Annotated in this window: 21 protein-coding genes and 4 tRNA genes; 6 read left to right on the forward strand and 19 right to left on the reverse strand. The window is 65.8% G+C overall.

What is annotated here, in order from left to right; genetic code table 11:
- Nucleotides 1-226 precede the first annotated feature (226 nt).
- The 15 genes from QH195_RS24955 to QH195_RS25025 all read right to left on the reverse strand — a co-directional run bounded on the left by QH195_RS24955 (nt 227) and on the right by QH195_RS25025 (nt 16,470).
- Nucleotides 227-4,180, reverse strand: coding sequence for a DNA-directed RNA polymerase subunit beta' (locus tag QH195_RS24955; RefSeq protein WP_280422040.1), 3,954 nt, complete (start codon nt 4,178-4,180; stop codon nt 227-229).
- A 110-nt stretch (nt 4,181-4,290) separates the two neighbouring features.
- The gene (locus QH195_RS24960; RefSeq protein WP_280422041.1) at nt 4,291-7,815 is read right to left on the reverse strand and encodes a DNA-directed RNA polymerase subunit beta; all 3,525 of its coding nucleotides are present in this window, start codon (nt 7,813-7,815) and stop codon (nt 4,291-4,293) included.
- A gap of 542 nt (nt 7,816-8,357) precedes the next feature.
- Nucleotides 8,358-9,446 carry an ABC transporter ATP-binding protein gene (locus QH195_RS24965; RefSeq protein ID WP_280422042.1) on the reverse strand — a complete coding sequence of 363 codons (1,089 nt, stop codon included), beginning with the start codon at nt 9,444-9,446 and terminating at the stop codon, nt 8,358-8,360.
- Between the two features lie 311 nt (nt 9,447-9,757).
- Nucleotides 9,758-10,138, reverse strand: a complete 381-nt coding sequence (rplL, locus tag QH195_RS24970; RefSeq protein ID WP_280422043.1) for a 50S ribosomal protein L7/L12 — start codon at nt 10,136-10,138, stop codon at nt 9,758-9,760.
- Nucleotides 10,139-10,213: 75 nt separating this feature from the next.
- Nucleotides 10,214-10,753 carry a 50S ribosomal protein L10 gene (rplJ, locus tag QH195_RS24975; RefSeq protein WP_280437240.1) on the reverse strand — a complete coding sequence of 180 codons (540 nt, stop codon included), beginning with the start codon at nt 10,751-10,753 and terminating at the stop codon, nt 10,214-10,216.
- Nucleotides 10,754-11,355: 602 nt separating this feature from the next.
- On the reverse strand, nt 11,356-12,075 hold the full coding sequence (gene rplA, locus QH195_RS24980) for a 50S ribosomal protein L1 (RefSeq protein WP_280422045.1): 720 nt from the start codon (nt 12,073-12,075) through the stop codon (nt 11,356-11,358).
- Between the two features lie 156 nt (nt 12,076-12,231).
- Nucleotides 12,232-12,666 carry a 50S ribosomal protein L11 gene (gene rplK, locus QH195_RS24985; RefSeq protein WP_280422046.1) on the reverse strand — a complete coding sequence of 145 codons (435 nt, stop codon included), beginning with the start codon at nt 12,664-12,666 and terminating at the stop codon, nt 12,232-12,234.
- Between the two features lie 86 nt (nt 12,667-12,752).
- Nucleotides 12,753-13,529, reverse strand: coding sequence for a transcription termination/antitermination protein NusG (gene nusG / locus QH195_RS24990; RefSeq protein ID WP_280437241.1), 777 nt, complete (start codon nt 13,527-13,529; stop codon nt 12,753-12,755).
- Nucleotides 13,530-13,649: 120 nt separating this feature from the next.
- Nucleotides 13,650-14,021, reverse strand: coding sequence for a preprotein translocase subunit SecE (gene secE, locus QH195_RS24995; RefSeq protein WP_432278501.1), 372 nt, complete (start codon nt 14,019-14,021; stop codon nt 13,650-13,652).
- 26 nt (nt 14,022-14,047) lie between these two features.
- Nucleotides 14,048-14,120 (reverse strand) — tRNA-Trp (locus QH195_RS25000).
- A gap of 279 nt (nt 14,121-14,399) precedes the next feature.
- A complete protein-coding gene (locus QH195_RS25005) occupies nt 14,400-15,422 on the reverse strand; it encodes a fused (3R)-hydroxyacyl-ACP dehydratase subunits HadA/HadB (protein ID WP_280437279.1) in 1,023 nt (340 codons plus the stop codon).
- 347 nt (nt 15,423-15,769) lie between these two features.
- Nucleotides 15,770-15,940: a 50S ribosomal protein L33 gene (gene rpmG / locus QH195_RS25010; protein ID WP_011211653.1), complete on the reverse strand. Its 171-nt coding sequence runs from the start codon at nt 15,938-15,940 to the stop codon at nt 15,770-15,772.
- Nucleotides 15,941-15,984: 44 nt separating this feature from the next.
- Nucleotides 15,985-16,057, reverse strand: a tRNA-Met gene (locus QH195_RS25015).
- A gap of 69 nt (nt 16,058-16,126) precedes the next feature.
- Nucleotides 16,127-16,199 (reverse strand) — tRNA-Thr (locus QH195_RS25020).
- Between the two features lie 188 nt (nt 16,200-16,387).
- A tRNA-Tyr gene (locus tag QH195_RS25025) sits at nt 16,388-16,470 on the reverse strand.
- Between the two features lie 297 nt (nt 16,471-16,767).
- Here QH195_RS25025 and QH195_RS25030 point away from each other — a divergent pair.
- Nucleotides 16,768-17,259, forward strand: a complete 492-nt coding sequence (locus tag QH195_RS25030) for a YajQ family cyclic di-GMP-binding protein (RefSeq protein ID WP_195058564.1) — start codon at nt 16,768-16,770, stop codon at nt 17,257-17,259.
- 6 nt (nt 17,260-17,265) lie between these two features.
- On the opposite strand, the gene htpX is transcribed toward QH195_RS25030, so the two are convergent.
- Both htpX and QH195_RS25040 read right to left on the reverse strand, forming a co-directional pair.
- A complete protein-coding gene (gene htpX / locus QH195_RS25035) occupies nt 17,266-18,138 on the reverse strand; it encodes a zinc metalloprotease HtpX (protein ID WP_280422049.1) in 873 nt (290 codons plus the stop codon).
- Between the two features lie 115 nt (nt 18,139-18,253).
- Complete coding sequence (locus QH195_RS25040; RefSeq protein WP_280437242.1) at nt 18,254-19,276, reverse strand: polyprenyl synthetase family protein; 1,023 nt, start codon at nt 19,274-19,276, stop codon at nt 18,254-18,256.
- 135 nt (nt 19,277-19,411) lie between these two features.
- Between QH195_RS25040 and QH195_RS25045 the strand changes: the two genes are divergently transcribed.
- From QH195_RS25045 to QH195_RS25055, 3 genes are read left to right on the forward strand one after another with little or no spacing between them, the layout of a single operon-like run.
- The gene (locus tag QH195_RS25045; protein WP_280437243.1) at nt 19,412-20,683 is read left to right on the forward strand and encodes a geranylgeranyl reductase family protein; all 1,272 of its coding nucleotides are present in this window, start codon (nt 19,412-19,414) and stop codon (nt 20,681-20,683) included.
- Nucleotides 20,684-20,689: 6 nt separating this feature from the next.
- Nucleotides 20,690-21,142 (forward strand): helix-turn-helix transcriptional regulator, encoded by a 453-nt coding sequence (locus tag QH195_RS25050; protein WP_280422052.1) that lies wholly within the window; start codon nt 20,690-20,692, stop codon nt 21,140-21,142.
- 18 nt (nt 21,143-21,160) lie between these two features.
- Nucleotides 21,161-21,613, forward strand: coding sequence for a VOC family protein (locus tag QH195_RS25055; protein ID WP_280422086.1), 453 nt, complete (start codon nt 21,161-21,163; stop codon nt 21,611-21,613).
- 355 nt (nt 21,614-21,968) lie between these two features.
- Here QH195_RS25055 and QH195_RS25060 read toward each other — a convergent pair whose 3' ends face one another.
- Nucleotides 21,969-22,475, reverse strand: a complete 507-nt coding sequence (locus tag QH195_RS25060; RefSeq protein WP_280422053.1) for a DUF2505 domain-containing protein — start codon at nt 22,473-22,475, stop codon at nt 21,969-21,971.
- Nucleotides 22,476-22,596: 121 nt separating this feature from the next.
- Nucleotides 22,597-22,800, reverse strand: a complete 204-nt coding sequence (locus QH195_RS25065; RefSeq protein ID WP_280437244.1) for a hypothetical protein — start codon at nt 22,798-22,800, stop codon at nt 22,597-22,599.
- Nucleotides 22,801-23,256: 456 nt separating this feature from the next.
- Between QH195_RS25065 and QH195_RS25070 the strand changes: the two genes are divergently transcribed.
- Both QH195_RS25070 and QH195_RS25075 read left to right on the forward strand, forming a co-directional pair.
- The gene (locus QH195_RS25070) at nt 23,257-23,673 is read left to right on the forward strand and encodes a DUF3592 domain-containing protein (protein ID WP_280437280.1); all 417 of its coding nucleotides are present in this window, start codon (nt 23,257-23,259) and stop codon (nt 23,671-23,673) included.
- A gap of 5 nt (nt 23,674-23,678) precedes the next feature.
- Entirely contained in the window at nt 23,679-24,821 is a 1,143-nt protein-coding gene (locus QH195_RS25075) for a glycosyltransferase family 4 protein (RefSeq protein WP_280437245.1), read from the forward strand.
- Nucleotides 24,822-24,960 lie beyond the last annotated feature (139 nt).

Raw genomic sequence — 24,960 nt, forward strand, 5'->3', positions numbered from 1 at the left:
CATCGGGGGGGGGGCCCCCGGGGGGGGGGGGGGGGGGGGGGGGGGGGGCCCCCGCGGGGGGACGCCGGGGGGCGGGCACAACCAGAGGGGTGGCGAAACAACCCCCCGCCGCCCCCCCCCCCCGCCCGGCTCCCCCCCCCCCCGGCCCCCCCGGGGCCCCCCACCCCCCACCCCCCCCCCCCCCCCACCGGGGGGGGGGCCGATGTGCTGTTACCGAACGAACCGATTACCGGTAGTCGCTGAACCCGTAATCGTCCAGCGGAACCGCGGCACCGGTGGTGGCGCCGAAGCCCTCCGGGCTGTAGTAGGTGTCGTCGTAGGACGGCACCGCGTACGCCGCGGCACGGGCCTCTTCGGTCGGCTGTACCTGGATGTTGCGGTACCGGTTGATACCGGTACCGGCCGGGATCAGCTTACCGATGATCACATTCTCCTTGAGACCGATGAGCCTGTCGGAGCGGCAGTTGATGGCCGCGTCCGTGAGGACTCGGGTGGTCTCCTGGAAGGACGCCGCCGACAGCCAGGAATCGGTGGCCAGCGACGCCTTGGTGATACCCATCAGCACCGGACGGCCGGCCGCGGGCTCGCCGCCCTCGGCGACGACCCGGCGGTTGGACGCCTCGAACTCGGCGCGCTCGGTGAGCGAACCGGGCAGGAACTCGGTGGCACCCGAATCGATGATCGTCACCCGGCGCAGCATCTGGCGGACGATGACCTCGATGTGCTTGTCGTGGATCGACACACCCTGCGAGCGGTAGACCTCCTGGACCTCGTGGACCAGGTGGATCTGCACCTGCCGGGGGCCCATCACGCGCAGCACCTCGTGCGGATCCGCCGCGCCTTCCAGCAACTGCTGGCCGACCTCGACGTGATCGCCGTCGGCCAGCAGACGCTCGGAACCGTCTTCGTGCTTGAAGACACGCAGACGCTGACGCTTCGACAGCTTGTCGTAGACCACTTCGTCACCACCGTCATCGGGGATGATGGTGATCTTGTAGAAGCGGTCGTCGTCCTCCAGCCGGATCCGGCCCGACACCTCGGCGATGGGCGCCTTGCCCTTGGGCACGCGCGCCTCGAACAGCTCCTGCACACGCGGCAGACCGCCGGTGATGTCATCACCCGCGACACCACCCTGGTGGAAGGTACGCATGGTCAGCTGGGTACCGGGCTCACCGATGGACTGGGCGGCGACGATGCCGACGGCCTCGCCGATATCGACCAGCTTGCCGGTCGCCATCGAACGGCCGTAGCAGACCGCACAGACACCGGTACCGGTGCCACAGGTCAGCACGGAGCGGACCCGGACCTCGGTGATACCGGCTTCCAGCAGCGCCTCGATGGCCGGATCGCCGAGGTCGGCGCCCTTGCCCACCACCACGTTGCCGGCGGAGTCCACCGCATCGGACGCGAGCGTCCGGGCGTAGGCGGAGGTCTCCACATGCGGATCGCGGATCATGGTGCCGTCCGGCTGCTTCTCCGCGATATGCACCACGATGCCGCGCTCGGTCGCACAGTCGGTTTCGCGCACGATCACGTCCTGCGAAACATCCACCAGACGACGGGTCAGGTAACCCGAGTCGGCGGTACGCAGCGCGGTGTCGGCCAGACCCTTACGAGCACCGTGGGTGTTGATGAAGTACTCGAGAACGGTCAGGCCCTCACGGAACGAGGACTTGATCGGCCGCGGGATGAACTCACCCTTCGGGTTCGTCACCAGGCCCTTCATACCCGCGAGGGTACGGGTCTGGGTGAAGTTACCCGTGGCACCCGAATCGACGATCGTGATGATCGGGTTATCGGCCGGGTAGTGCGCGCGCAGCGCCTTACCGACCTCTTCGGTCGCTTCCTGCCAGATCTTGACCAGGGCGTTGTTGCGCTCCTGGTGATCGAGCGCACCACGCTGGTACTTCTTCTCGATCTGATCGGACTGCGCCTCGTAGCGCTCCATGATCTCGGCCTTCTCCGGCGGAACGAGCACGTCCGACATGGAGACGGTGACACCCGAACGCGTGGCCCAGTAGAAGCCGGCGTCCTTGAGCTTGTCGACGGTCTGCGCGACCACGATCATCGGGTACCGCTCGGCGAGATCGTTGATGATCGTCGCCTGCCGCTTCTTGGGCATCGGCTCGTTGATGAACGCGTAGTCCCCGGGCAGCAGTTCGTTGAACAGCACCCGGCCCAGCGTGGTCTGGATGGTCCAGGCATCGCCGCGCCGCCAGCCCTCCGGGAACAGCTCCGCTTCGATGTCCTTGGGCGGACGCTGATCGGTCAGCCGCACCTTGATATTCGACCGCACGGTCAGTTCACCGCGGTCGACCGCCATCTGCGCTTCGGCCGGCGAGGAGTACACGCCCGTCTCCGGACCGTCGGCGGTGGCGGGCCGGTACTCGCCCTTGGCGCCGTCGTCGAACCGGGTCAGGTAGTACAGACCGGTCACCATGTCCAGACGGGGCATGGCGAGCGGACGACCGGACGCCGGCGACAGGATGTTGTTCGAGGACAGCATCAGGATGCGGGCCTCGGCCTGCGCCTCCGCCGACAGCGGCAGGTGCACGGCCATCTGGTCACCGTCGAAGTCGGCGTTGAACGCCTCACAGACCAGCGGGTGCAGCTGGATGGCCTTACCTTCCACCAGCTGCGGTTCGAAGGCCTGGATACCGAGGCGGTGCAGGGTCGGCGCACGGTTCAGCAGTACGGGATGCTCGGCGATGACCTCTTCGAGCACATCCCACACCTGCGGCCGCTGCCGCTCCACCATCCGCTTCGCGGATTTGATGTTCTGCGCGTGGTTCAGGTCCACCAGCCGTTTCATCACGAACGGCTTGAACAGCTCCAGCGCCATCAGCTTGGGCAGACCGCACTGGTGCAGTTTCAGCTGCGGGCCGACGACGATGACCGAACGGCCCGAGTAGTCGACACGCTTACCGAGCAGGTTCTGGCGGAACCGGCCCTGCTTGCCCTTGAGCAGATCGCTGAGGGACTTCAGCGGACGGTTGCCCGGGCCGGTGACCGGCCGGCCACGACGGCCGTTGTCGAACAGCGCGTCCACGGACTCCTGCAGCATCCGCTTCTCGTTGTTGACGATGATCTCGGGCGCACCGAGGTCGATCAGTCGCTTGAGGCGGTTGTTGCGGTTGATCACCCGGCGGTACAGGTCGTTCAGGTCGGAGGTGGCGAACCGGCCACCGTCGAGCTGAACCATCGGCCGCAGTTCCGGCGGGATCACCGGAACGGCGTCGAGCACCATACCCATGGGCGAGTTGCCGTTGGTCTGGAAGGCAGCCACGACCTTGAGCCGCTTGAGCGCGCGCAGCTTCTTCTGACCCTTGCCGCTGCGGATGGTCTCGCGCAGGTTCTCGGCCTCGGCCTCGATATCGAAGTTCTCCATCAGCTTCTGGATGGACTCCGCACCCATCGCGCCGGTGAAGTATTCGCCGTAGCGGTCCTGCAGCTCGCGGTAGAGCACCTCGTCCACGATCAGCTGCTTGGGAGCCAGCTTGGTGAAGGTGTTCCAGATCTCCTCGAGCCGGTCCAGCTCCCGCTGGGCGCGGTCGCGGAGCTGCTTCATCTCGCGCTCGCCGCCGTCCTTCACCTTGCGGCGGACATCGGACTTGGCGCCTTCGGCCTCCAGCTCGGCGAGATCGGCTTCGAGCTTCTGGGCCCGGGCCTCGAGATCGGCGTCCCGCTGATCGGTGACGGTCTTCTTCTCGACCTCCATCTCCGCTTCGAGGGTCGACAGCTCGTTGTGCCGCATTTCCTCGTCGACAGCGGTGATGACGTAGGCGGCGAAGTAGATGATCTTTTCCAGATCCTTCGGCGCCAGGTCGAGCAGGTAGCCGAGCCGGCTCGGCACACCCTTGAAGTACCAGATGTGGGTGACCGGGGCGGCCAGTTCGATATGGCCCATCCGCTCACGGCGCACCTTGGCGCGGGTCACCTCGACACCGCAGCGCTCACAGATGATGCCCTTGAAGCGGACGCGCTTGTACTTACCGCAGTAGCACTCCCAGTCCCGGGTAGGACCGAAGATCTTCTCGCAGAACAAGCCATCCTTCTCCGGCTTGAGCGTGCGGTAGTTGATGGTCTCCGGTTTCTTAACCTCGCCGTAGGACCAGTTACGGATGTCCTCGGCGGTGGCCAGGCCGATCCGGAGTTCATCGAAGAAGTTGACGTCTAGCACGTAACTTCCTTTCCCCTGTGCGGGTCGAATACGAGCAAAAGTTCTCTATGGGTTCGAACGCACCAGCCGGGTGCCGAGCCGTAATCCGGTTACGGCACCCGGCCGACGCCCTAGTTCGCCAGATCGTCGACGGTGGCCGCTTCGTTCCGGGACAGGTTGATGCCCAGGTTGGCCGCCGCCCGCTCCAAGTCCTCGTCGTCGCCGTCGCGCATCTCGATCGCGGCACCGTCGGAGGACAGCACCTCGACATTGAGGCACAGCGACTGGAGTTCCTTGAGCAGAACCTTGAACGATTCCGGAATGCCCGGCTCCGGAATGTTCTCGCCCTTGACGATCGCCTCGTAGACCTTCACCCGGCCCACCACGTCGTCGGACTTGATGGTCAGCAGTTCCTGCAGGGTGTAGGCGGCACCGTAGGCCTGCATGGCCCAGCATTCCATTTCGCCGAAACGCTGACCACCGAACTGCGCCTTACCACCCAGCGGCTGCTGGGTGATCATCGAGTACGGGCCGGTCGAGCGGGCGTGGATCTTGTCGTCGACCAGGTGGTGCAGCTTCAGGATGTACATGTAGCCGACAGCCACCGGGTACGGGAACGGTTCGCCGGAACGGCCGTCGAACAGCATCGCCTTACCGTCGTCGTCGACCATGCGCTCACCGTCGCGGTTCGGCAGGGTCGAGGCGAGCAGACCGGTCAGCTCCTCTTCACGCGCACCGTCGAAGACGGGGGTGGCGATATTGGAGTCGGCCGGAGCACCCAGCATCTGCTCGGGCAGTGCCTTCGCCCAGTCCGGGCGGGTGCCGTCGGCGGCGATATCGACCTTCCAGCCCGCCTTGCCGATCCAGCCGAGGTGGGTTTCCAGGATCTGGCCGATATTCATACGACGCGGCACACCGTGGGTGTTCAGGATGATGTCGACCGGGGTGCCGTCCGGCAGGAACGGCATATCCTCGGTCGGCAGGATCTTGCCGATAACACCCTTGTTGCCGTGACGGCCGGCCAGCTTGTCGCCGTCCTGGATCTTGCGCTTCTGCGCGACGTACACCCGGACCAGCTCGTTCACGCCCGGAGGCAGATCGTCGTCGTCCTCGCGGGAGAACACCCGGATACCGATGACCTTGCCGGATTCGCCGTGCGGCACCTTCAGCGAGGTATCGCGCACCTCGCGCGCCTTCTCACCGAAGATCGCGCGCAGCAGCCGCTCCTCGGGGGTCAGCTCGGTTTCACCCTTCGGGGTGACCTTGCCGACCAGGATGTCGCCGTCGCGAACCTCGGCACCGATACGCACGATGCCCCGCTCGTCCAGATCGGCCAGCACCTCGTCGGAGACGTTCGGGATGTCCCGGGTGATCTCCTCGGCGCCCAGCTTGGTGTCGCGGGCGTCGATCTCGTGCTCTTCGATATGGATCGAGGTGAGGACGTCGTCCTCCACGAGGCGCTGCGACAGGATGATCGCGTCCTCGTAGTTGTGGCCTTCCCACGGCATGATCGCGACGAGCAGGTTCTTGCCCAGCGCCATCTCACCGTTCTCGGTGCACGGCCCGTCGGCCAGGACCTGGCCGAACTCGACCCGCTGCCCCTCGTCCACGATCGGCCGCTGGTTGGCGCAGGTGCCCTGGTTGGAGCGGGCGAACTTACGCATCCGGTAGCTACGCCGGGTGCCGTCGTCGTGCATGACGGTGATGTAGTCGGCGGAGACCTCCTCCACCACACCGGGCTTCTCGTTCACGACCACATCGCCGGCGTCGACCGCGGCGCGCAGCTCCATACCGGTGCCCACCACGGGCGCCTCGGAACGGATCAGCGGCACGGCCTGACGCTGCATGTTCGCGCCCATGAGGGCACGGTTGGCGTCGTCGTGTTCGAGGAACGGGATCATGGCGGTCGCCACCGACACCATCTGGCGCGGCGAGACGTCCATGTAGTCGACCTCACCGGGACCGACGTACTCCATCTCCTCGTTGCCCTTGCGGGCGAGAATCCGATCGTCGATGAAGCGGCCGTCCGCGTCGATCGGCGAATTGGCCTGGGCACGGGTGTGCCGGTCCTCTTCGTCGGCGGTCAGATAGACGACCTCGTCGGTGACCCGGCCGTCGACCACCTTGCGGTACGGCGTCTCGATGAAACCGAACGGGTTGACCCGCGCATACACCGCGAGCGAGCCGATCAGGCCGATGTTCGGGCCTTCCGGGGTCTCGATCGGGCACATCCGGCCGTAGTGCGACGGGTGGACGTCGCGGACCTCGAGGCCGGCGCGTTCACGGGACAGACCACCCGGGCCCAGCGCGTTGAGGCGGCGCTTGTGGGTCAGGCCCGACAGCGGGTTGTTCTGGTCCATGAACTGCGACAGCTGCGAGGTGCCGAAGAATTCCTTGATCGCCGCCACGACGGGACGGATGTTGATCAGGGTCTGCGGCGTGATGGCCTCGACGTCCTGGGTGGTCATGCGCTCACGCACGACACGTTCCATCCGGGACAGGCCGACGCGGATCTGGTTCTGGATCAGCTCGCCGACGGTACGGATACGGCGGTTGCCGAAGTGATCGATATCGTCGACCTCGACCGGGACCTCGACGCCACCGGGGACGGTCATCACACGATCACCCTGGTGCAGACGAACCAGGTATTCGATGATGGCGACGATATCGTCCTTGGTGAGCACCGAACCGGTGACCGGGACGCCGGCGTTCACGCCCAGCTTCTTGTTGACCTTGTACCGGCCGACACGGGCCAGGTCGTAGCGCTTCTCCTTGAAGAACAGGTTCTCCAGCAGGGTCTGCGCGGATTCCTTGGTCGGCGGCTCGCCCGGACGCAGTTTCCGGTAGATATCGAGCAGTGCCTCGTCCTGGCCGGCGGTGTTGTCCTTCTCCAGGGTGGACATCATGATCTCGGAGAAGCCGAAACGCTCGGCGATCTCCTCGTTGGTCCAGCCGAGGGCCTTGAGCAGAACGGTGACCGGCTGACGGCGCTTACGGTCGATACGGACACCGACGGTGTCGCGCTTGTCGACGTCGAACTCCAGCCAGGCACCGCGGCTCGGGATGACCCGGACGCTGTGCAGATCCTTTTCCGTGCTCTTGTCGACCGTCTGGTCGAAATAGACGCCCGGCGAACGGACCAGCTGGGACACCACGACGCGCTCGGTGCCGTTGATGATGAAGGTGCCCTTGTCGGTCATCATCGGGAAATCGCCCATGAAGACCGTCTGGCTCTTGATCTCGCCGGTGTTGTTGTTGATGAACTCCGCGGTGACGAACAACGGCGCCGCGTAGGTCATGTCCTTGTCTTTGCACTCGTCGATGGAGGCCTTGACCTCTTCGAAGCGCGGATCGGAGAAGGACAGGGACATCGAGCCGGAGAAATCCTCGATCGGGGAGAGCTCCTCGAGGACCTCTTCGAGCCCGCCGACCAGCCCGCCGTCGCCGCGAGCGGCGGCCCGCTCACGCCATTCCGGCGTGCCGACCAGCCAGGCGAAAGATTCCGTTTGTAGATCGAGAAGTCCGGGCACCTCCAGCGGCTCCCGGAGCTTCGCGAAAGACACCCGCAACGGAGCCCCGGGGATACCTCCGGAAACTCCCAGCTTCGTATTGGCGCTTGTCTGGGTGGAGACTGCCAAGATGCGTCCTTCCAGCACCTCACGCGCGTCGCGTGGTGGTCCGCGACCGTCGCTTGTCTGCTACATTTTGGGATTCTCGCTGGTCACAACCCGAACGAGACTCGAACAGCAAACAACGGAAGCAACACCGGAAGGGTGGAACTTTCGTAGTGCGATCAAGGTATGGACAGGAGGCAGCCAGCGCAACGTCCAAACCTACACCTACCTATACGGAGGTGTCAAAGTACCACCCCCACGAACCGCTGCGCGGCTGACGCGCCGGGCCGGTTTCGCTGGCTGCGTTCCGGGCCACGGCCGGGCCGCCGAGGAACCGATTCGGCGTGGGTGGTCGTGCACTACCGAGGCAACTGATGCTGCCTCCAATAGCGTGACTGGTCCGGCGAAACTCGTCAAGTGCCCGTGCCGACCTGGCGGTCTGCCGGATTGCCTGCCGCACTACAAGATCGGCAGCAACGGTCCCTGAACACACGCCACCGGCGCCGCGGACGCGTCGTCGCGCGACAAACGAACAGCGCGCCGGGTGGGAAACCCGACGCGCTGCTTCTCGCCAGCGAGCTCTGTTACACCTTGGGATACTGCATGGTGTCGAAGTCCGAACCGGGGAAATCGTTACCTTGGTCACCCGAACCGAGCTGCTGCCCGGAGTTGTAGGACATCACCATGGTCTCGTCGTTCTGGTCGAGCGATTCGCGGATTGCGGCCTGCGCGGCATGCGGCAGGGTGTGCATGATCTCGCGCACCCGGTTCTTCCGCCGCTGGACGGCCTGCCGGACCGGCATCCCCGGCTGCGCCTTCATCTGCGGGATGATGCCCTCGACCTCTTCGGCACCGCCGTGATGGTGGCCGGCGTCGACGAGGGCCTGCTCGCGCGCCATCTGGGCCTCGTCCTTCTCCTCGGACATACCGATGGGACCGATCATGCGACCGTTGAGGAACTGCTTCACCACCGGCTCCTCGCTGGTGAGCAGCACCTCGCGCGGGCCGAACATCACCAGCTGGCGACGGAAGAGCATGCCGATGTTGTCGGGCACCGTACGCGCCAGGTTGATGTTGTGCGTCACGATCAGAATCGTGGCGTCGATCTGGGCGTTGATATCGATCAGCAACTGGCTGAGATATGAGGTACGCACCGGATCCAGCCCCGAGTCGGGCTCGTCGACCAGGATGATCTGCGGATCGAGCACCAGCGCGCGCGCCAGACCGGCACGTTTACGCATACCGCCGGAGATCTCGCCGGGCAGTTTGCCCTCCGCGCCGAGAAGACCGGTGAGTTCCAGCTTCTCCATCACGATCTTGCGGATCTCGGATTCCGGTTTCTTGGTGTGCTCGCGCAGCGGGAAGGCGACATTGTCGTAGAGATTCATCGAACCGAACAATGCGCCGTCCTGGAACAGCACGCCGAACAGTTTGCGGATCTCGTAGAGTTCCTTGTTCGAACAGGTGGTGATATCGGTATCACCGATGAAAATGGATCCGCGCTCCGGCCGTAGCAGACCGATCAGCGATTTCAGGAATACGGACTTACCGGTACCCGACGGGCCCAGCAGCGCGCTGACCTCACCGGCAGGCAGGGTAAGAGAAACGTCCTGCCAAATCCGCTGTGAACCGAACGACTTGGTTGCACCCTCGGTCCTGACCTCGACGCCCACGCCAACCTCCACATTTCTCAGCGAGCTACCCACTCTGCACCGCTGACCCGGTAGCGGTGCGTCACGTCACAGTGGGTCCGGCCACTGTAACTCATGGGACCGCGGTAACACACCCGACCTGACTGAAGAGTAACCATCGCCGGAGGCCCCCACACCGCAGAATCGCGGTTAACCAGCGAACAAAAAAATGGGCGGTTCCCGGAGGAACCGCCCATTTCTGATGCTGCAGCGTGGGCAAGTCAGGCCCGGGGGTGGTAGCGAAGCGTAACCACGCGGGGCCCTCGCCCACGCTCGATGGACACAGCTCGGAATTACTTGACCGAAACCTTGGCGCCGGCAGCTTCCAGCTTCTCCTTGGCGGCATCGGCGGCGTCCTTGGCCACCTTTTCCAGGATCGGCTTCGGAGCACCCTCGACGAGGTCCTTGGCTTCCTTCAGGCCCAGACCGGAGACGATCTCACGGACCACCTTGATGACCTGGATCTTCTTATCGCCGGCACCCTCGAGGATGACGTCGAACTCGTCCTGCTCCTCGGCGGCCTCGGCGGCGGCCGGGGCGGCACCGGCGGCGGCGACGGCAACCGGCGCAGCAGCGGTGACCTCGAACTTCTCCTCGAACTTCTTCACGAAGTCCGACAGCTCGAGCAGGGTCATGTTGCCGAAGGTTTCGAGCAGCTCGTCAACGTTGGCCATTGTTGTTTCCTTTCGATAGTGAATGTCTGTGCGGGCGAGCCGGGATCGACCGTTCCGCGGGGAGTGCGGACGGTGTTACTCCGCGGCGGCTTCGCCGCCTTCGGCCTGCTTCTTCTCCTGCAGCGCGGCGGCCAGGCGGGCCACCTGCGAAGCGGGAGCGTTGAACAGACCGGCGGCCTTGGCCAGGTTGCCCTTCATGGCACCGGCCAGCTTGGCCAGCAGGACCTCGCGGGACTCCAGATCGGCGATCCGCTCGACCTCGGACACGGACAGCGGAGCGCCGTCCATGTAGCCGCCCTTGATGACCAGCGCCTTGTGATCCTTGGCGAAGGTCTTGAGGGCCTTGGCAGCCTCGACGGGCTCACCGGAGATGAACGCAATCGCGGTGGGTCCGACGAACAGGTCGTCCAGGCCCTCCACGCCGGCCTCGGCCGCGGCGCGCTTCACCAGGGTGTTCTTGGCGACGGAGTACGTGGTGTCGGCACCGAGCGCACGACGCAGTTCGGTGAGGGCACCGACGGACAGGCCACGGTATTCCGTGATAACTGCCGCCGTCGAGCCCTTGAACTGCTCAGTGATCTCCGCGACCGCGGCAACCTTCTCGGGTTTCGCCATACTTCGCCTCCTCTCTGATGTCGGTTCGGGATTGCCCTACCGCATCAGGGGCCGGCGAAAGAACAAGCGCCCCGAACGCAGAGCGTTCCGGGGCGCGAAAGAGTATCCGGCACAGCGACGAATCCTGTGCTCACTCCCAGCCTCGGCTCTCCCTGCGTGGGCCGCCGGCACTCTCGCCGGACCTTCGGCCGATTCCGTACGGAACCGGCAGACCTACGGTCTTCGGTAGAACAGATTGGGTGGTGTCGAACCGGTCGACAACCTCAGCAAGACTACCTGGTGAAACCCTGTCCTGGCAAAACGGCCTGCGCCGTTCGGCCGTCCGAGCAGGCGGATGGGCCGACGAACGGGTCGCCGAGCGGACGGAAGGCGACCGCGGCGATCTGCGCGTGAACCTTACGGGTGTCCCGGACCGATTACACGCGTTGGGCGCACGGAAAATTCGTGGACCTGCAGGTTCCGCTCACCGAGACCGGCCGGGTTCGGCGGCGGTCGATACGCACCGTATCCGGGCGTCCCGGACACGGCACGGGCCCGAAAACGACGATAGCGGTGGGAACGGGTATCCGTTCCCACCGCTATCGGTCTACTTGCTGAGCGCCTTACGCGGTCGCGTCCTCTTCCAGGAGGTTGCGGGTGCGGTTCGGGTCCACCGGGATGCCCGGTCCGGTGTTCGTCGAAACCGTCACCTTCTTGACGTAACGCCCCTTGGCCGTCGACGGCTTGGCCCGCAGGATCTCGTCCAGCGCGGCACCGTAGTTCTCCACCAGCTTGTTGTCGTCGAAGGACGCCTTGCCGATGACGAAGTGCAGGTTGGCCTGCTTGTCGACGCGGAAGTTGATCTTGCCGCCCTTGATGTCGTTGACCGCCTTGGTCACATCGGTGGTGACCGTACCGGTCTTCGGGTTCGGCATCAGGCCGCGCGGGCCCAGCACACGCGCGATCCGGCCGACCTTGGCCATCTGGTCCGGGGTGGCGATCGCGGCGTCGAAGTCCAGCCAGCCGCCCTGGATCCGCTCGATCAGGTCCTCGGCGCCGACGGCGTCCGCGCCGGCGGCCTCGGCCTCGGCAGCTTTCTCACCGGCCGCGAACACGATGACGCGGGCGGTTTTACCGGTGCCGTGCGGCAGGTTCACCGTGCCGCGGACCATCTGATCGGCCTTACGGGGGTCCACACCGAGCCGCACGGCGACCTCGACGGTCGCATCGGTCTTGGTGGTGGAGGTCTCCTTGGCCAGCCGCGCGGCGGCCAGCGGGGAGTACAGCTTGTTGCGATCGACCTTCTCGGCCGCGGCGAGATACGCCTTGCTTCGTTTTGCCATGATTCTCTGTCCTTGTTTGTGGTTCAGCCGTGGTTATCGGGCCTGGCCGGCCCTCCCACCGAATGCGGGATCCATGACGATCCCCGGCCTCAGCGCCTGATGGAGCTTCACTACGCCTGCGTGGTTACGCCGCGCTACCGCCTCCGGCGCCGACGCTCAGCCTTCGACAGTGATTCCCATCGAGCGCGCGGTACCCGCGATGATCTTGGCCGCCTGATCGATATCGTTGGCGTTCAGATCTTCCTGCTTGGTCTTGGCGATCTCGCGCACCTGATCCATGGTCACCGTGGCGACCTTGTTGCGGTGCGGCTCGGGCGAACCCTTCTGCACACCGGCAGCCTTGAGCAGCAGCTTGGCGGCGGGCGGGGTCTTCAGCTTGAAGTCGAAGGACCGATCCTCGTACACCGAGATCTCGACCGGCACCACATTGCCGCGCTGCGATTCGGTCGCGGCGTTGTAGGCCTTGCAGAACTCCATGATGTTGACGCCGTGCTGACCGAGCGCCGGGCCCACCGGCGGAGCCGGGTTCGCCTGGCCGGCCTGGATCTGAAGCTTGATGATCCCGGCGAGCTTCTTCTTCTTGGGGGGCATCTTTCTTTCCTAGTTGTGTGGTGTTCCTTGCGCTCTGCAAGGTCCGGCCCGGGACGCAAAAGCCCCGGGAGGCACAGGCGCCGCCGCTAGATCTTGGCGACCTTGGTGAATTCCAGCTCGACCGGCGTTTCACGACCGAAGATCGAGACCAGCACCTTGAGCTTCTGCTGTTCGGCATTGACCTCGGAGATGGTGGCGGGCAGCGTCGCGAACGGACCGTCCATCACCGTCACCGATTCGCCGACCTCGAAATCGACCTCGATGGTGGGCTTGGCCGGGGTCTCGCCGGCGGTTTCCGCACTGGCCGCGGCAGCAGCCGGCGCGGGCGCCTTCTTCTGCTGGGAGGCCGGAACCAGGAACTTCACCACTTCGTTGATGGTCAGCGGCGAGGGACGCGAGGTGGCACCGACGAATCCGGTGACGCCGGGGGTGTTGCGTACCGCACCCCAGGACTCGTCGTTCAGATCCATCCGAACCAGGATGTAGCCCGGTAGCACCTTGCGGTTGACGCTCTTGCGCTGACCGTTCTTGATCTCGGTGACCTCTTCGGTGGGCACCTCGACCTGGAAGATGTAGTCCTCCAGGTCCAGGTTCTGCACACGGGTCTCGAGGTTGGTCTTCACCTTGTTCTCGTAGCCGGCGTAGGAGTGGATGACGTACCAGTCGCCGGGAGCACGCCGCAGCACGGCCTTCATCTGCTCGACCGGATCCGGCTCACCTTCGTCGGCGGATGCGGGTGCGGCCTCGTCGGCAGCCTCGGGCGCGGCGTCGGACGCCGGCTCCTCGACGTGTACAGCGGCCTCCTCGGCCGTCTGATCGTCGACCGGGAACTCGTCGGTGGTGTCGTTCTCCGGGGTGCTCACTGGGCACTCGCTTCCTGTGTCGTCACGTGCATCCTCTGCGTGCCGGGTTCGGGCGCGGCGGTCTTGTCTGGCGTCCGGCCCGCGGGCGCGGATCGGGGCACCGGCGCCGATATCGCCTGGCTAGCCGAACAACCAGTCGACACCCTTGATGAACGCCAGATCCAACCCGCTGATGAACGCGACCATGAAGATCACGAACACCAGAACAACGGTCGTATAGGTGATCATCTGCTTCCGGTTGGGCCAGATAACCTTCCGCAGTTCCGCGATCACCTCACGCAGGAACTTGAACAAACGCTTGAACGGATTCCGTGACCGGTCCCGATCGGCTCGGCCGGACTTCTTCTCGTCCTTACGCGCGGGCCGATCGATGGTCGCGATCGAACCGGTATCGGACGCGCCCGACGTGGCGGACCGACCCCGCCGAGCGGAGCGCTTTCCGCTCGGCCGCTGCGCGGCGGCGGTGTCATCCCGCTCGTCGGTCACGTCGATCCTCTCTCATCGCCGGGCATCCAGGGCAGGGGCGACAGGACTTGAACCTGCAACCTGCGGTTTTGGAGACCGCTGCTCTGCCATTTGAGCTACGCCCCTTCGGCTGAACCGGACACTTGCGTGCGATCCAGCCACACTGCGGTATTCAATTATCGGTGTCGGTGTCACACAACACGCGCGCCGCTCCGGCAGATGCCGGCCCCGTCGGCGGGACCGGTGCGACCGGTTCGACCCGAGCCTACTCAGCCCGTACGGCCGACACTCGAGAACCCCGCCTGGAACCAGCCTTGCAGAGCAGCGCGCATCGGCTGGTGACCCCAGAAACCCGAGTGTACGGCACGGCTGGCAGCAGAAGCCAATCCGGGGCGCTCGACCAGGTCAGGACAACTGGACGGTTGCTGTGGCCCGGCCGAAGATCTTGCGCCCACCGGACTTGGCCACGATGGCGATCACCGCGTTCCGGGTTTCCGGATCGACGGATTTGATCTTGCCGGTGAATTCGACCTCGGCCGGTTCGGTAGCACTCACGAATACCGGGCTGGTGAACCGGACGTTGTACTCCTTCACGGCGCCGGGATCGCCCAGCCAGGAGGTGACGAATCCGCCACCCAGGCCCATGGAGAGCATGCCGTGGCCGACACAGGTCTCGAGATCCACCAGCTTCACGACCTCGTCGCTCCAGTGGATGGGATTGGCGTCGCCGGAGACACCGGCATAGTTCACCAGATCGCCGCGGGTGAGCCGCACGATCCGGGCGGGCAGCTCGTCACCGACGGACACGTCGGCGAACGAGCGCGCGAACCGGGTCGGCGCGGTCTTCTCCGCCGCCGGAGCCGGTGGGGCGGGATGTGAACGTGGCGTGTGGTCCGGCATGGACGCTTCCATCCCGTGCATCAGGACCTTGCGCACAGCCTCGTTCAGGTTGGGATCGATATCACCGCCACTGCGGCCGACCAGCGTGGTGTAGGTGGTGAGCACCAGCTCGTCGTGCTGATCGGTGACGATGTTCTTGGTGACGATGATGTCGCCGCCGAATGCCTGGCGGAACGAGTGCAGATACACATCGCAGGTCAACCGGTCGCCCACGAGGATCGGGCGGTGGAACTCCAGGATCTGGTCGGTCTGCATGATCTGGCTGAGGTCGTACCCGGTGACGACCGTCTCGAAGAGCTTGCGCTGAGCCAGGATGCCGACGAGCGAGATGAAGGTCAGCGGGGCTACCAGGCCGTCGTAGCCGTACTCCAGCGCGATATCTTCGTCCCAGTGCACCGGGTGGCTGTCCTGTACGGCGCGGGCGTACTCGCGGACCTTTTCGCGGCCGACCTCGTAGTAGTCGTCGACGCGATAGTGGTGACCGACCATAGCGGCCGCATGGGCGGCGGGATCGAACTCCGCTTCCATCGCGGCCACTTCGTCTGTTCCGGTGTTCGTTGTCACGGGAGGACTGTACCTATCTGACCCCGCAGCACGGAGTCTGCTTGGCGGCTGGACGTCAGTCCAGTAGGTGGTAGCCGGCGTAGCCGAGAGGGAGACCGCACAGCCGCCCGATCGATACCGCGGCCCATTGCCGGCCGCGAACGGGCGGAAATCCCGCCCATGAAGGAACCATAACTGTAACGAGCCGAACAGGCGCGTCACGGTGAGGCGATCACGAGAGTGCGGAACCCGCACATCGTGCGATCGGCATCACCCGATCTGCCCCGGCAGGTGAGGCGTCGCCGCCGGAGCAACGACGCCACGTGCGAGGGTCAGCGGGATTCGCGATGCGCGCGGTGCGTACCGCAGTTCGGGCAGAACTTCTTCAGCTCCAGCCGGTCCGGGTCGTTGCGCCGGTTCTTCTTGGTGATGTAGTTGCGATGCTTGCACTGCTCGCAGGCCAAGGTGATCTTTGGCCGGACATCGGTGGACTTCGCGGCCACGATATGCCTTCTTTCCGGTCAACCAGAGGGTCAATCAGTATGGGTAGCGATGGCCGGACTCGAACCGGCGACACAACGATTATGAGTCGTTTGCTCTACCGCCTGAGCTACACCGCCTTATACGCCATCTGCGACGGCGACGTCGCGGCTTGGAGTGCCGAGTCGGACACCACCGGCAATCCGGCGAGCCCCCTAACGGAATCGAACCGTTGACCTTTTCCTTACCATGGAAACGCTCTGCCGACTGAGCTAAGGGGGCGCGACTTCTCCGCAGCGGAACCGGATGATCTCCTGCCCGTTGCCTCGAAGACTTGAACGAGAGTACACACTTACCGCCGACAGCACCAAACCGGGTGGTCAGAGCGTATTTTTCGGTTGTGTCGGACGGTGCGCGGCACCCTGGATACGACAGAACCCCCGCCGGATTTCACCGGCGGGGGTTCGTAGTGGCAGGTGTAGGATTCGAACCTACGTAGGCTTTCACCGACAGATTTACAGTCTGCTCCCATTGGCCGCTCGGGCAACCTGCCTGGAACCGCACTCGGCAATCTCGCGATCACTTTTCGAGTGCGGTGAGCAGGATACAACGAACCCGCACCCGGAATGCAAACCGGCTGGCCAGATCGCCCGATCCACCGAAATCGACACGGTCGCCCGACCGGCCGACATCGGCACGACGGCACAATATCGACCGAGCATGAGCGGGTGCCCTGCGTGGTGACGCTGCACTGCCGCCTCCGGCGCGACCCGCTCATGCTGTGGCACTTCGCGAACGAGGTAGCTTGCGTAAGCACTCAGGGTGATCCAACAGCGAACAGGAGCGCAGTGTGGCCGATTCATCATTCGATATCGTCAGCAAGGTCGAACGGCAGGAGGTCGACAACGCGCTGCACCAGGCCGAGAAGGAACTGAACACGCGCTACGACTTCCGGGGAACAGGCGCAGGCATCGAATGGTCGGGCGAGGACAAAGTGGTACTCACCGCCGAATCCGAGGAGCGCGTCAAAGCCGCACTCGAGGTTTTCAAGGAAAAGCTGATCCGGCGAGATATCTCCCTCAAGGCCTTCGATGCCGGCGAGCCGGTCGCCTCGGGCAAAACCTACAAGATCACCGGCTCGCTGGTACAGGGCATCGACACCGAACACGCGAAGAAGATCTCCAAGAAGATCCGCGATGAAGGCCCCAAGGGCGTCAAAGCACAGATCCAGGGTGACGAACTGCGTGTGACCAGTAAGAAACGCGATGATCTGCAGGCCGTGATCTCCCTGCTCAAGGGCGAGGATTTCGGAATCGCACTGCAGTTCGTCAACTATCGCTAGAACCGCTCAGCGCCGCCCGGCCATCTCTTCCAGCCGTGCGATCCGGTCGGACATCGGCGGATGCGTGGAAAACAACCGGGCCATCCGATCACCGGCCCGGAACGGGTTGGCGATCATCAGATGCGATTGTGCGGTGAGCCGGGGTTCGGGCGGCAGCGGCGCCGCCTGTACCCCGCGCTCCAATTTGCGTAGTGCCGAGGCCAGCGCCAGTGGATCACCGGTCAGCTCGGCGCCCGACTCGTCGGCCTGGTATTCGCGGGACCGCGAAACCGCCAGCTTGATCAGACCCGCGGCAATGGGTCCCAGCAGCGATACCAGGAGAACTCCGATGAAATTCGGACCGGAACCGCCCCGGTTACCGCCGAAAGCGGCCGCGAAATAGGCGAAATTCGCCAGCCCGGATATCACTGCCGCCATCGCCCCGGCGACCGAGGAGATGAGAATATCCCGGTTGTAGACATGGGACAGTTCGTGCCCGAGCACGGCCCGTAACTCCCGTTCGTCCAGAATCTGCAGGATTCCGCTGGTGCAGCACACCGCCGCGTGACGTGGATTACGCCCCGTCGCGAACGCATTCGGCGCATTCGTGGGGCTTATGTACAGCCGCGGCACCGGTTGCCGCGCGGTGGTAGCCAACTCGCGCACGATGCGATAGATGACCGGCGCCTCGATCTCGCTGACCGGCTGCGCCCGCATCGCTTTCAGAGCGAGTTTATCGCTGTTGAAATACGCATAACCGTTCATTCCCACGGCCAGTAGCACCGCGATCACCAGAATGGTGGTGTTCCGGAACGCTGCGCCCGCCAGCACGATGAGCGCGGAAAGACCGACCATGAGCCCGAACGTTTTGAACCCATTCGCAAACCCGTGCCCGTGCATAGCACTCCTGTATAGGTGACGCGCTCAGACGCGCGAATTTCGGCCAGAACCGCTACACGGCGTCAACGACCGAACCTCCCCCGGAGTTCCTGCACAAGGCACCGAAGAACCGGTCTCAACCCACCCGTTCGATCGTGTACTGGACCAACCGCACCAAGGCATCGTTCGCCGGGCCCGCGGGGAGCGCCTTCAGTTCCGCATGGGCGATATCGCTGTATTCCCGCAGTTTCTCCTTGGCCTGTGTCATCCCCGGGGAACGACCGAGCAGTTCGAGAGCTTCGGCGACCTCCTCGTCCGATTCGAGGGGGTGATCCAGCAGAGCGCGCAGGCGGTCGCCGTCGGGACCGGAGTCCCGGAGGGCATAGAGGACCGGGAGCGTATGCACACCTTCGCGCAGATCGGTGCCGGGGGTTTTGCCCGACTGGGCGGAAACCGACGAGATATCGATGATGTCGTCGGAGATCTGGAAGGCGGTGCCCACCGCGTCGCCGAGGCGAGCGAGGCGTTCCACATGGTCGAGATCGGCGCCGGAGAACGTACCGCCGAAGCGGCCGGAGGCCGCGATCAGCGAGCCCGTCTTCTCCCACACCACCTTCAGGTAGTGCGCGACCGGATCGGTGGCTTCGCGGGCGCCCATGGTCTCACGCATCTGGCCGGTGACCAGTTCGGCGAAGGTCTCCGCGATGATGCGGACCGCGTCGGGGCCGAGGGTGGAGGTGAGACGGGAAGCATGGGCGAACAGATAGTCACCGGCCAGGATCGCCACGCTGTTACCCCAGCGCGAGTTCACACTCGGCGCGCCGCGCCGCATGGTGGCCTCGTCCATCACATCGTCGTGATAGAGCGTGGCCAGATGCACCAGTTCGACGACGGTGCCTGCGGTGATGAGCTCCGGATCGTCGGGGCGGGGGCCGAGCTGCCCGGTCAGAATGGTGAACAGCGGGCGGAACCGTTTACCCCCGGCCCGGGCCAGATGCAGCGCGGCTTCCTGCAGGAACGACGCCCCGTCCGACAATTCCTCGACCAGTAACTCCTCCACCCGGTCGAGGCCCTCGCGCACTGTCGCGGCGAGGGCGGCGTCTCCGAGGTCCACCCCCGCCACCATCGTGCCGGCTTCGCTCACAGCAGATGTGCTCATACCTTCTCCCAAGGACGCGTCCGACCCCACGGTGATGAACCTAGCGTGTCCATGCCGCAGCGCCCATGAACACCGTCACTGTATTGACCGTACCGCCATCGACATCGCAGACCGCGGCCTGTAACTATTGTCCGCATGGGTGCACCCGAAGCCACACCAGCCGATAGCGACCGGGGGCCGCTGCCCGCACACGTGCAGGTGCTGGTGGTCGGGGCCGGCCCGGCGGGTTCCGCATCCGCGGCCTGGGCGGCCCGGGCGGGTCGTGATGTGCTGCTGCTCGATTCCGCGGTGTTCCCACGCGACAAGACCTGTGGGGACGGGCTGACGCCGCGGGCCACCGCGGAACTCGAACATCTGGGACTGGGTGAATGGGTGCGCGCGCATACCGTCAACCACGGTTTGCGGATGACCGGATTCGGGCGCGAGGCCCTGCTACCGTGGCCGGCCGGTTCCTTCCCGACCTACGGCAGTGCGATACCGCGTACCGAACTGGATGACAAACTGCGCGATACCGCCGTGAAATCCGGGGCTCGGATGTTCGACGGCACCAAGGTCGTCGAGGTGGTTCGCGACGGTGACCGGGTCACCGGGGTGGTGGTGCGCGCCGGTGCGCGGACCGCCGAGATCGGCTGCGAGACCTTGATCGTGGCCGACGGGGTCCGCTCCCCGGTCGGTAAACAACTCGGCCGCGCCTGGCACCGCAAGTATGCGTACGGCGTGGCCGCCCGTGCCTATATCGCGTCCGGGCGCAGTGACGACCAGTGGATCACCTCGCATCTGGAACTGCGTAACGCCGAGGGGGAACTGGTCCCCGGCTACGGCTGGGTTTTCCCGCTCGCCAACGGCGAGGTGAATATCGGGGTCGGTTCGCTGGCGACCGAGCGGCGGCCCTCGCATATCGCCTTGAAACCCCTGCTGGAGCATTACACGGCCCTGCGGCGCGACGAATGGGAGCTGACCGGCCCGCTGCGGGCGGTGTCCTCGGCACTGCTGCCGATGGGCGGGGCGGTCTCGAATATCGCAGGCCGCAACTGGGTGCTGGTGGGTGATGCGGCCGGTTGTGTGAACCCGCTGAACGGCGAAGGTATCGACTACGGGCTCGAGGGCGGGCATATGCTCGCCGGCCTACTGGACGAACCCGACCTGACCCGGCTGTGGCCGGACGTGCTCCGCCGCAAATACGGACGCACGTATTCGGTGGCCCGCCGGATCGCCGGGCTGGCGACCCACCCGCGGATGGTGCCGATGGGCGGACCGCCGGTGATGCGCTCGAAACTGCTGCAGCGCACTGCCGTCCGGGTGATGGGCAATCTGGTCACCGACGAGGATCTCGACCTCACGGCGCGGGCGTGGCGCACGGCCGGGCGCGCGTCGATGCGTTTCGACGAGCTCGTTCCGTTCGGGTAGGCGACGATGGCGGCGCGGCCGGTTCCCGAGGGTCTGCTCCCCCATTTGCGCCGGGCGCGTGACCTCATCGACCGCGAGTACGCACGACCACTGGACCTGGACGGTATGGCCGCGACGGCCGGGGTCTCGAAGTACCACTTCCTGCGGTGCTTCGCCGCCACCTACGGTCGCACGCCCGCGCTGTATCTGGCCGAGCGGCGGATCGAGCGGGCCCAGGACCTGTTCCGCGCCACCAATACGACGGTGACCGAGGTATGCATGCTCGTCGGGTACACCAGTCTGGGCTCGTTCTCGCGCAAATTCACCGAACTCGTGGGGGTTTCACCGTCGGAGTACCAGGCGAAGTTCGCCGACGGCGCGCCGCGGATCCCCGGCTGTTATGTGTTCATGCACGGGTTGTCCGACCGCCGGCCGGACACCGCAATTTCGGAGAAGCCGCAGCGTAGGCGGCGCACCTAGGCTCGCCTCATGACCCCGATCATCACCAATATCTCACTGGTCACGGTGTACGTGACCGATCAGACCGAGGCGAAGAACTGGTACATCGACACCCTCGGTTTCGTGGAGACCGCCGATGTGCAGATGGGCGACAACGGTTTCCGCTGGGTGACCGTGGCCCAACCGGACCATCCGGAACTACAGGTGACCCTGATGGTGCCGGGCCCTCCCCTCGACGAGAACCTCGCCGAAGCGATCCGGCGCTCGCTGGCCGGCGGCACCCACGGTTCGCTGGGGCTCACCACGACCGATTGCCGGCAGGCCTACAAGGAGCTGTCGGCCAAGGGCGTGGAGTTCGTCCAGCCGCCGTCGGAGCGGCCCTACGGTGTAGAGGCGGTTTTCCGGGACAACTCCGGGAACTGGCTCGTGATGGTGGAGCCGACGGAGTTCGACCCGTCCGCCGCGATGGAAGCGCCCTGCGAAGAGCTCTGAGGCCCGGCCACCGGCGTGCGCGGGCTTCGCCCACACCGGAGATGGGCCGACCGGGTGCGCATCTGGTCGGCATCGCGGGCCGCGGCCCCGACCATCGCGCCCACGTCAGCAGTTTCGGCGCCCGCACCATCCGCGACGCCGACCGAGCGCCCGGTCGCAACAGAAAACCTCGATGGTCCCGGAGCCTCGGCGAATTCGGCACACCGCAGGTAACGTCCGGCCTGATGAGGCGCCCGAGCCGAAGCAGCCGCACGGAGCATCGGGAAACCCCTCGGTTTCTCGGAGCCCGGCCGGCTGTGGAGTCCGGTTCCGGGCCGCCGGGCCGAGGAGTATCGGAAACCCCGGCGAACGAGGATCAGGCGTTGGCGCGCTCGGCGAACCATTTCAGGATGAATTTGCGTTCGCTTTCCACCACCCGCCGCTGCAACTGTTCGGCCAGGGGTTCGATGGCCCCGCCGACCAGGGGGACCTTGACCTTGACCGAACCGGAGACCTCGAGCTCGGAGCCGTCGCCGGCGGAGCGGAGCCGGTAGGTTCCGGTCATCTCCGAGGAGATGGCCGACGAGGTGCCCTCGAAGGTGCCCTCGGCGGTGTCACCGGTCAGCGGCTGCCAGTTGTCCACGCGGGTGACGACCAGATCGCTCTTGAGGACCTTGCGAACGATGCCGGGGATCTTCTCCGGGCGGATCTTCTCGCTCATCGCGAGCCGGATGGTGCCCGGCCCGCCCGGATGGGTCAGGTCGAGTGTGGCTGTCTGCGCGCCGGCGAAGCGGTCGCGCCACAGTTCTTCCCCGGTGAGCGCGGCGTGGAGTTCGGCCACCGGGATCGGATAGGACAGCGTGAAGCCGAATTTACGGGCCATGAGCGCCCACAGTAGCCGAACCCGCCGTGGACGCCCACGCCTCGCTGCTGCCCTGCGTACAGCCCTGAGACGCCGCGCTCAGACCTCCTGCTCGTCCGGAGATACGCCACCTCACAGAGCGCTACCAGCACCGCAGAATCTCGCCGACCAGCGAAGTAACTCCGCTGATCGTGCCCACACCGGCGCCCATCGAACTCCCGGTTGCCGCGAATCGGGCGCGGGCTACGGGAGCCCCGCCGGCGGCGCGCAACTGCTCCGAGTCCAGGAAGACGTGGACATTCATCCCGCGGCGGACGTGCTCTCCGCCGCCCGCGACAGCCCCCACGGCACCGCAGTCGCTCCGGCGACAACGAAGTCGACTTCGGCAACTCGACACCCGGTCGAACCACCACCGTGCCGCCCACCCGGACCCGGACGCCGGGCTCGACGGCGCCCGTTAGGCTGTTGCGGTGCCGCGACCCGGCGCCACCTCGGCGTCCGGGTCCCATGGTTTTCGCCGGCGTGGCAACACCCGGATGTCCCGCCGGCACCGCCCGGTCGCGGACGCCGACAGGGATCGAGATCCGGAGGAGGTAGCGTGCCCGACCAGGCAGATGTGGCCGAGCCGCCCGACCCCGTGCAAGAGCTGGGCACGCCCCCCGCGCCTGGACGCGCGGAAACCGTCCCGGCGGTGAGTGTGTCCGCAGAATCCGCGCCGCCCGTCTCGTCGGTCCGCTCCGAGCGCCTGCGGCGGATACGCGTCGGTGTGCTGATCGCCGCCGTCTCGGTGAGCGTGCTGGTGATGCTGCTGGTACTCGCGGCCTGGCGCAACGATTACCTGATCGAATCCGACAAGGGCGAAACAACGGGTGAGGTGCTGTCCGCCGGCCGGTTGCGCTCCGCGGTGATGTACGTCACCCCGGACGGTGTGACACACAATCCCAAAGTGGGTGTGCTGTACCCGACCAATCTCACCGCCGGGGAACGGATCAACGTCGAATACAACCGCGCCGACCCCGACCTGGTGCGCGTGGCGGGCCGCGACGTCCGGGTCGCGATACCGCCGGCGCTGTCCGTACTCGCCACCGTCTGGGCACTCACGCTGCCCGCCCTGTGGCTGCTGTTGCGTGCGGAAACCGGTTCGATGAGTGTTCGCCGGATCGTCGATCCGGTGTCATATCGACGACGCGTCCCGGGATCCCGCGACCCCGCAGACTGACGTATGTGCGCGTAGCCATCGTTGCCGAGTCCTTCCTCCCGAATATGAACGGCGTCGTGAACTCGGTCCTGCGGGTGCTGGAACATCTGGACCGGCACGGACACGAGGCACTCGTCATCGCGCCGGATACGCTCCGCGGACGTCCTCCCGCGCCGCGGCACCACGGTCGATTCCCGGTGCACCGGGTCCCCGCGGTGATGGTGCCGAAAATCAGTTCGCTGCCAGTGGGCCTGCCGCAGCCGGGGATGGTGGGGGTCCTGGACGATTTCGACGCCGATGTGGTGCATCTCGCGTCCCCTTTTCTGCTGGGTGCCGGCGGGCTGGCGGCCGCGCTGCGACTGGACCTGCCCACGGTGGCGGTATATCAGACCGATGTGGCGGGCTTCGCCAAGAGCTACGGACTCGGTCTGGCCGGCCGCGCGGCCTGGGGGTGGACCAGGCGCATCCACGAGGGCGCGACCCGCACCCTGGCGCCGTCGAGCGCCGCGGCGGAGAGTCTGGCCCGGCACGGGATTCCGCGCGTTCATCGGTGGGCGCGCGGAGTCGACGCGGCACGGTTCACTCCCGCGGCCCGCAATCCACGACTGCGCGCCGGGTGGCTCTGCGGAAACGATCGGCTCGTAGTGGGATTCGTGGGCCGGTTGGCGCCCGAGAAACATGTCGAGCGGCTCGCAGTACTCGCCGGTGATCCCGCCGTTCAGCTGGTGATCGTCGGTGACGGACCGGAACGGCCGAAACTGGCCGCATTGCTGCCCGACGCGATATTCACCGGTGAACTCGGTGGCGACGAACTCGCGCAGGCCTACGCCAGTTTGGACGTGATGGTGCATCCCGGTGAGCACGAAACCTTCTGCCAAGGTGTTCAGGAGGCGCTGGCCAGTGGTGTTCCCGTGATCGGACCCGACGCCGGCGGTCCGCGCGACCTCATCTCCCCGTGCCGCAACGGCTACCTGCTGCCGGTCCCGGAGTTCACCGAACTACTGCCGAGCACGATCACCGCGTTACGTGATCCCGCCCTGCGCGTGCGATTCGGCGCGGCCGCCCGGAAATCGGTACTGCACCGCACTTGGCCGGCCCTGTGCACCCAACTCATGGGCCACTACGCCGACGTGATCGGCGCCGAATACCAGTTGACCCGTTCGGCCTGATCGGCCCGCCGGGCCGACGTGCAGCAAGCGGCGGACCGATGCCTGCCAGGGACGGCTCGTCGAGATCGGCGCCGGCCGTAGTCGCGCGGCGGACGATCAGCGGTGTCACCATGTGTGCGGCGGCATCGCATGCGCCGTG

This window comes from Nocardia carnea (assembly GCF_029868855.1).
GTDB lineage: Bacteria > Actinomycetota > Actinomycetes > Mycobacteriales > Mycobacteriaceae > Nocardia > Nocardia carnea_A.

What these genes read in the sequence shown, in the direction of transcription:
- QH195_RS25070 (WP_280437280.1), top strand. Translation starts at nt 23,257, where the DNA reads ATGCTGCTGGTACTCGCGGCCTGGCGCAACGATTACCTGATCGAATCC.
- QH195_RS25050 (WP_280422052.1), top strand. Translation starts at nt 20,690, where the DNA reads ATGGCGGCGCGGCCGGTTCCCGAGGGTCTGCTCCCCCATTTGCGCCGG.
- QH195_RS25045 (WP_280437243.1), top strand. Translation starts at nt 19,412, where the DNA reads ATGGGTGCACCCGAAGCCACACCAGCCGATAGCGACCGGGGGCCGCTG.
- htpX (WP_280422049.1), bottom strand. Translation starts at nt 18,138, where the DNA reads ATGCACGGGCACGGGTTTGCGAATGGGTTCAAAACGTTCGGGCTCATG.
- rplA (WP_280422045.1), bottom strand. Translation starts at nt 12,075, where the DNA reads ATGGCAAAACGAAGCAAGGCGTATCTCGCCGCGGCCGAGAAGGTCGAT.
- QH195_RS25005 (WP_280437279.1), bottom strand. Translation starts at nt 15,422, where the DNA reads ATGGAAGCGGAGTTCGATCCCGCCGCCCATGCGGCCGCTATGGTCGGT.
- QH195_RS25060 (WP_280422053.1), bottom strand. Translation starts at nt 22,475, where the DNA reads ATGGCCCGTAAATTCGGCTTCACGCTGTCCTATCCGATCCCGGTGGCC.
- rplL (WP_280422043.1), bottom strand. Translation starts at nt 10,138, where the DNA reads ATGGCCAACGTTGACGAGCTGCTCGAAACCTTCGGCAACATGACCCTG.
- QH195_RS25040 (WP_280437242.1), bottom strand. Translation starts at nt 19,276, where the DNA reads ATGAGCACATCTGCTGTGAGCGAAGCCGGCACGATGGTGGCGGGGGTG.
- rplK (WP_280422046.1), bottom strand. Translation starts at nt 12,666, where the DNA reads ATGCCCCCCAAGAAGAAGAAGCTCGCCGGGATCATCAAGCTTCAGATC.
- rplJ (WP_280437240.1), bottom strand. Translation starts at nt 10,753, where the DNA reads ATGGCGAAACCCGAGAAGGTTGCCGCGGTCGCGGAGATCACTGAGCAG.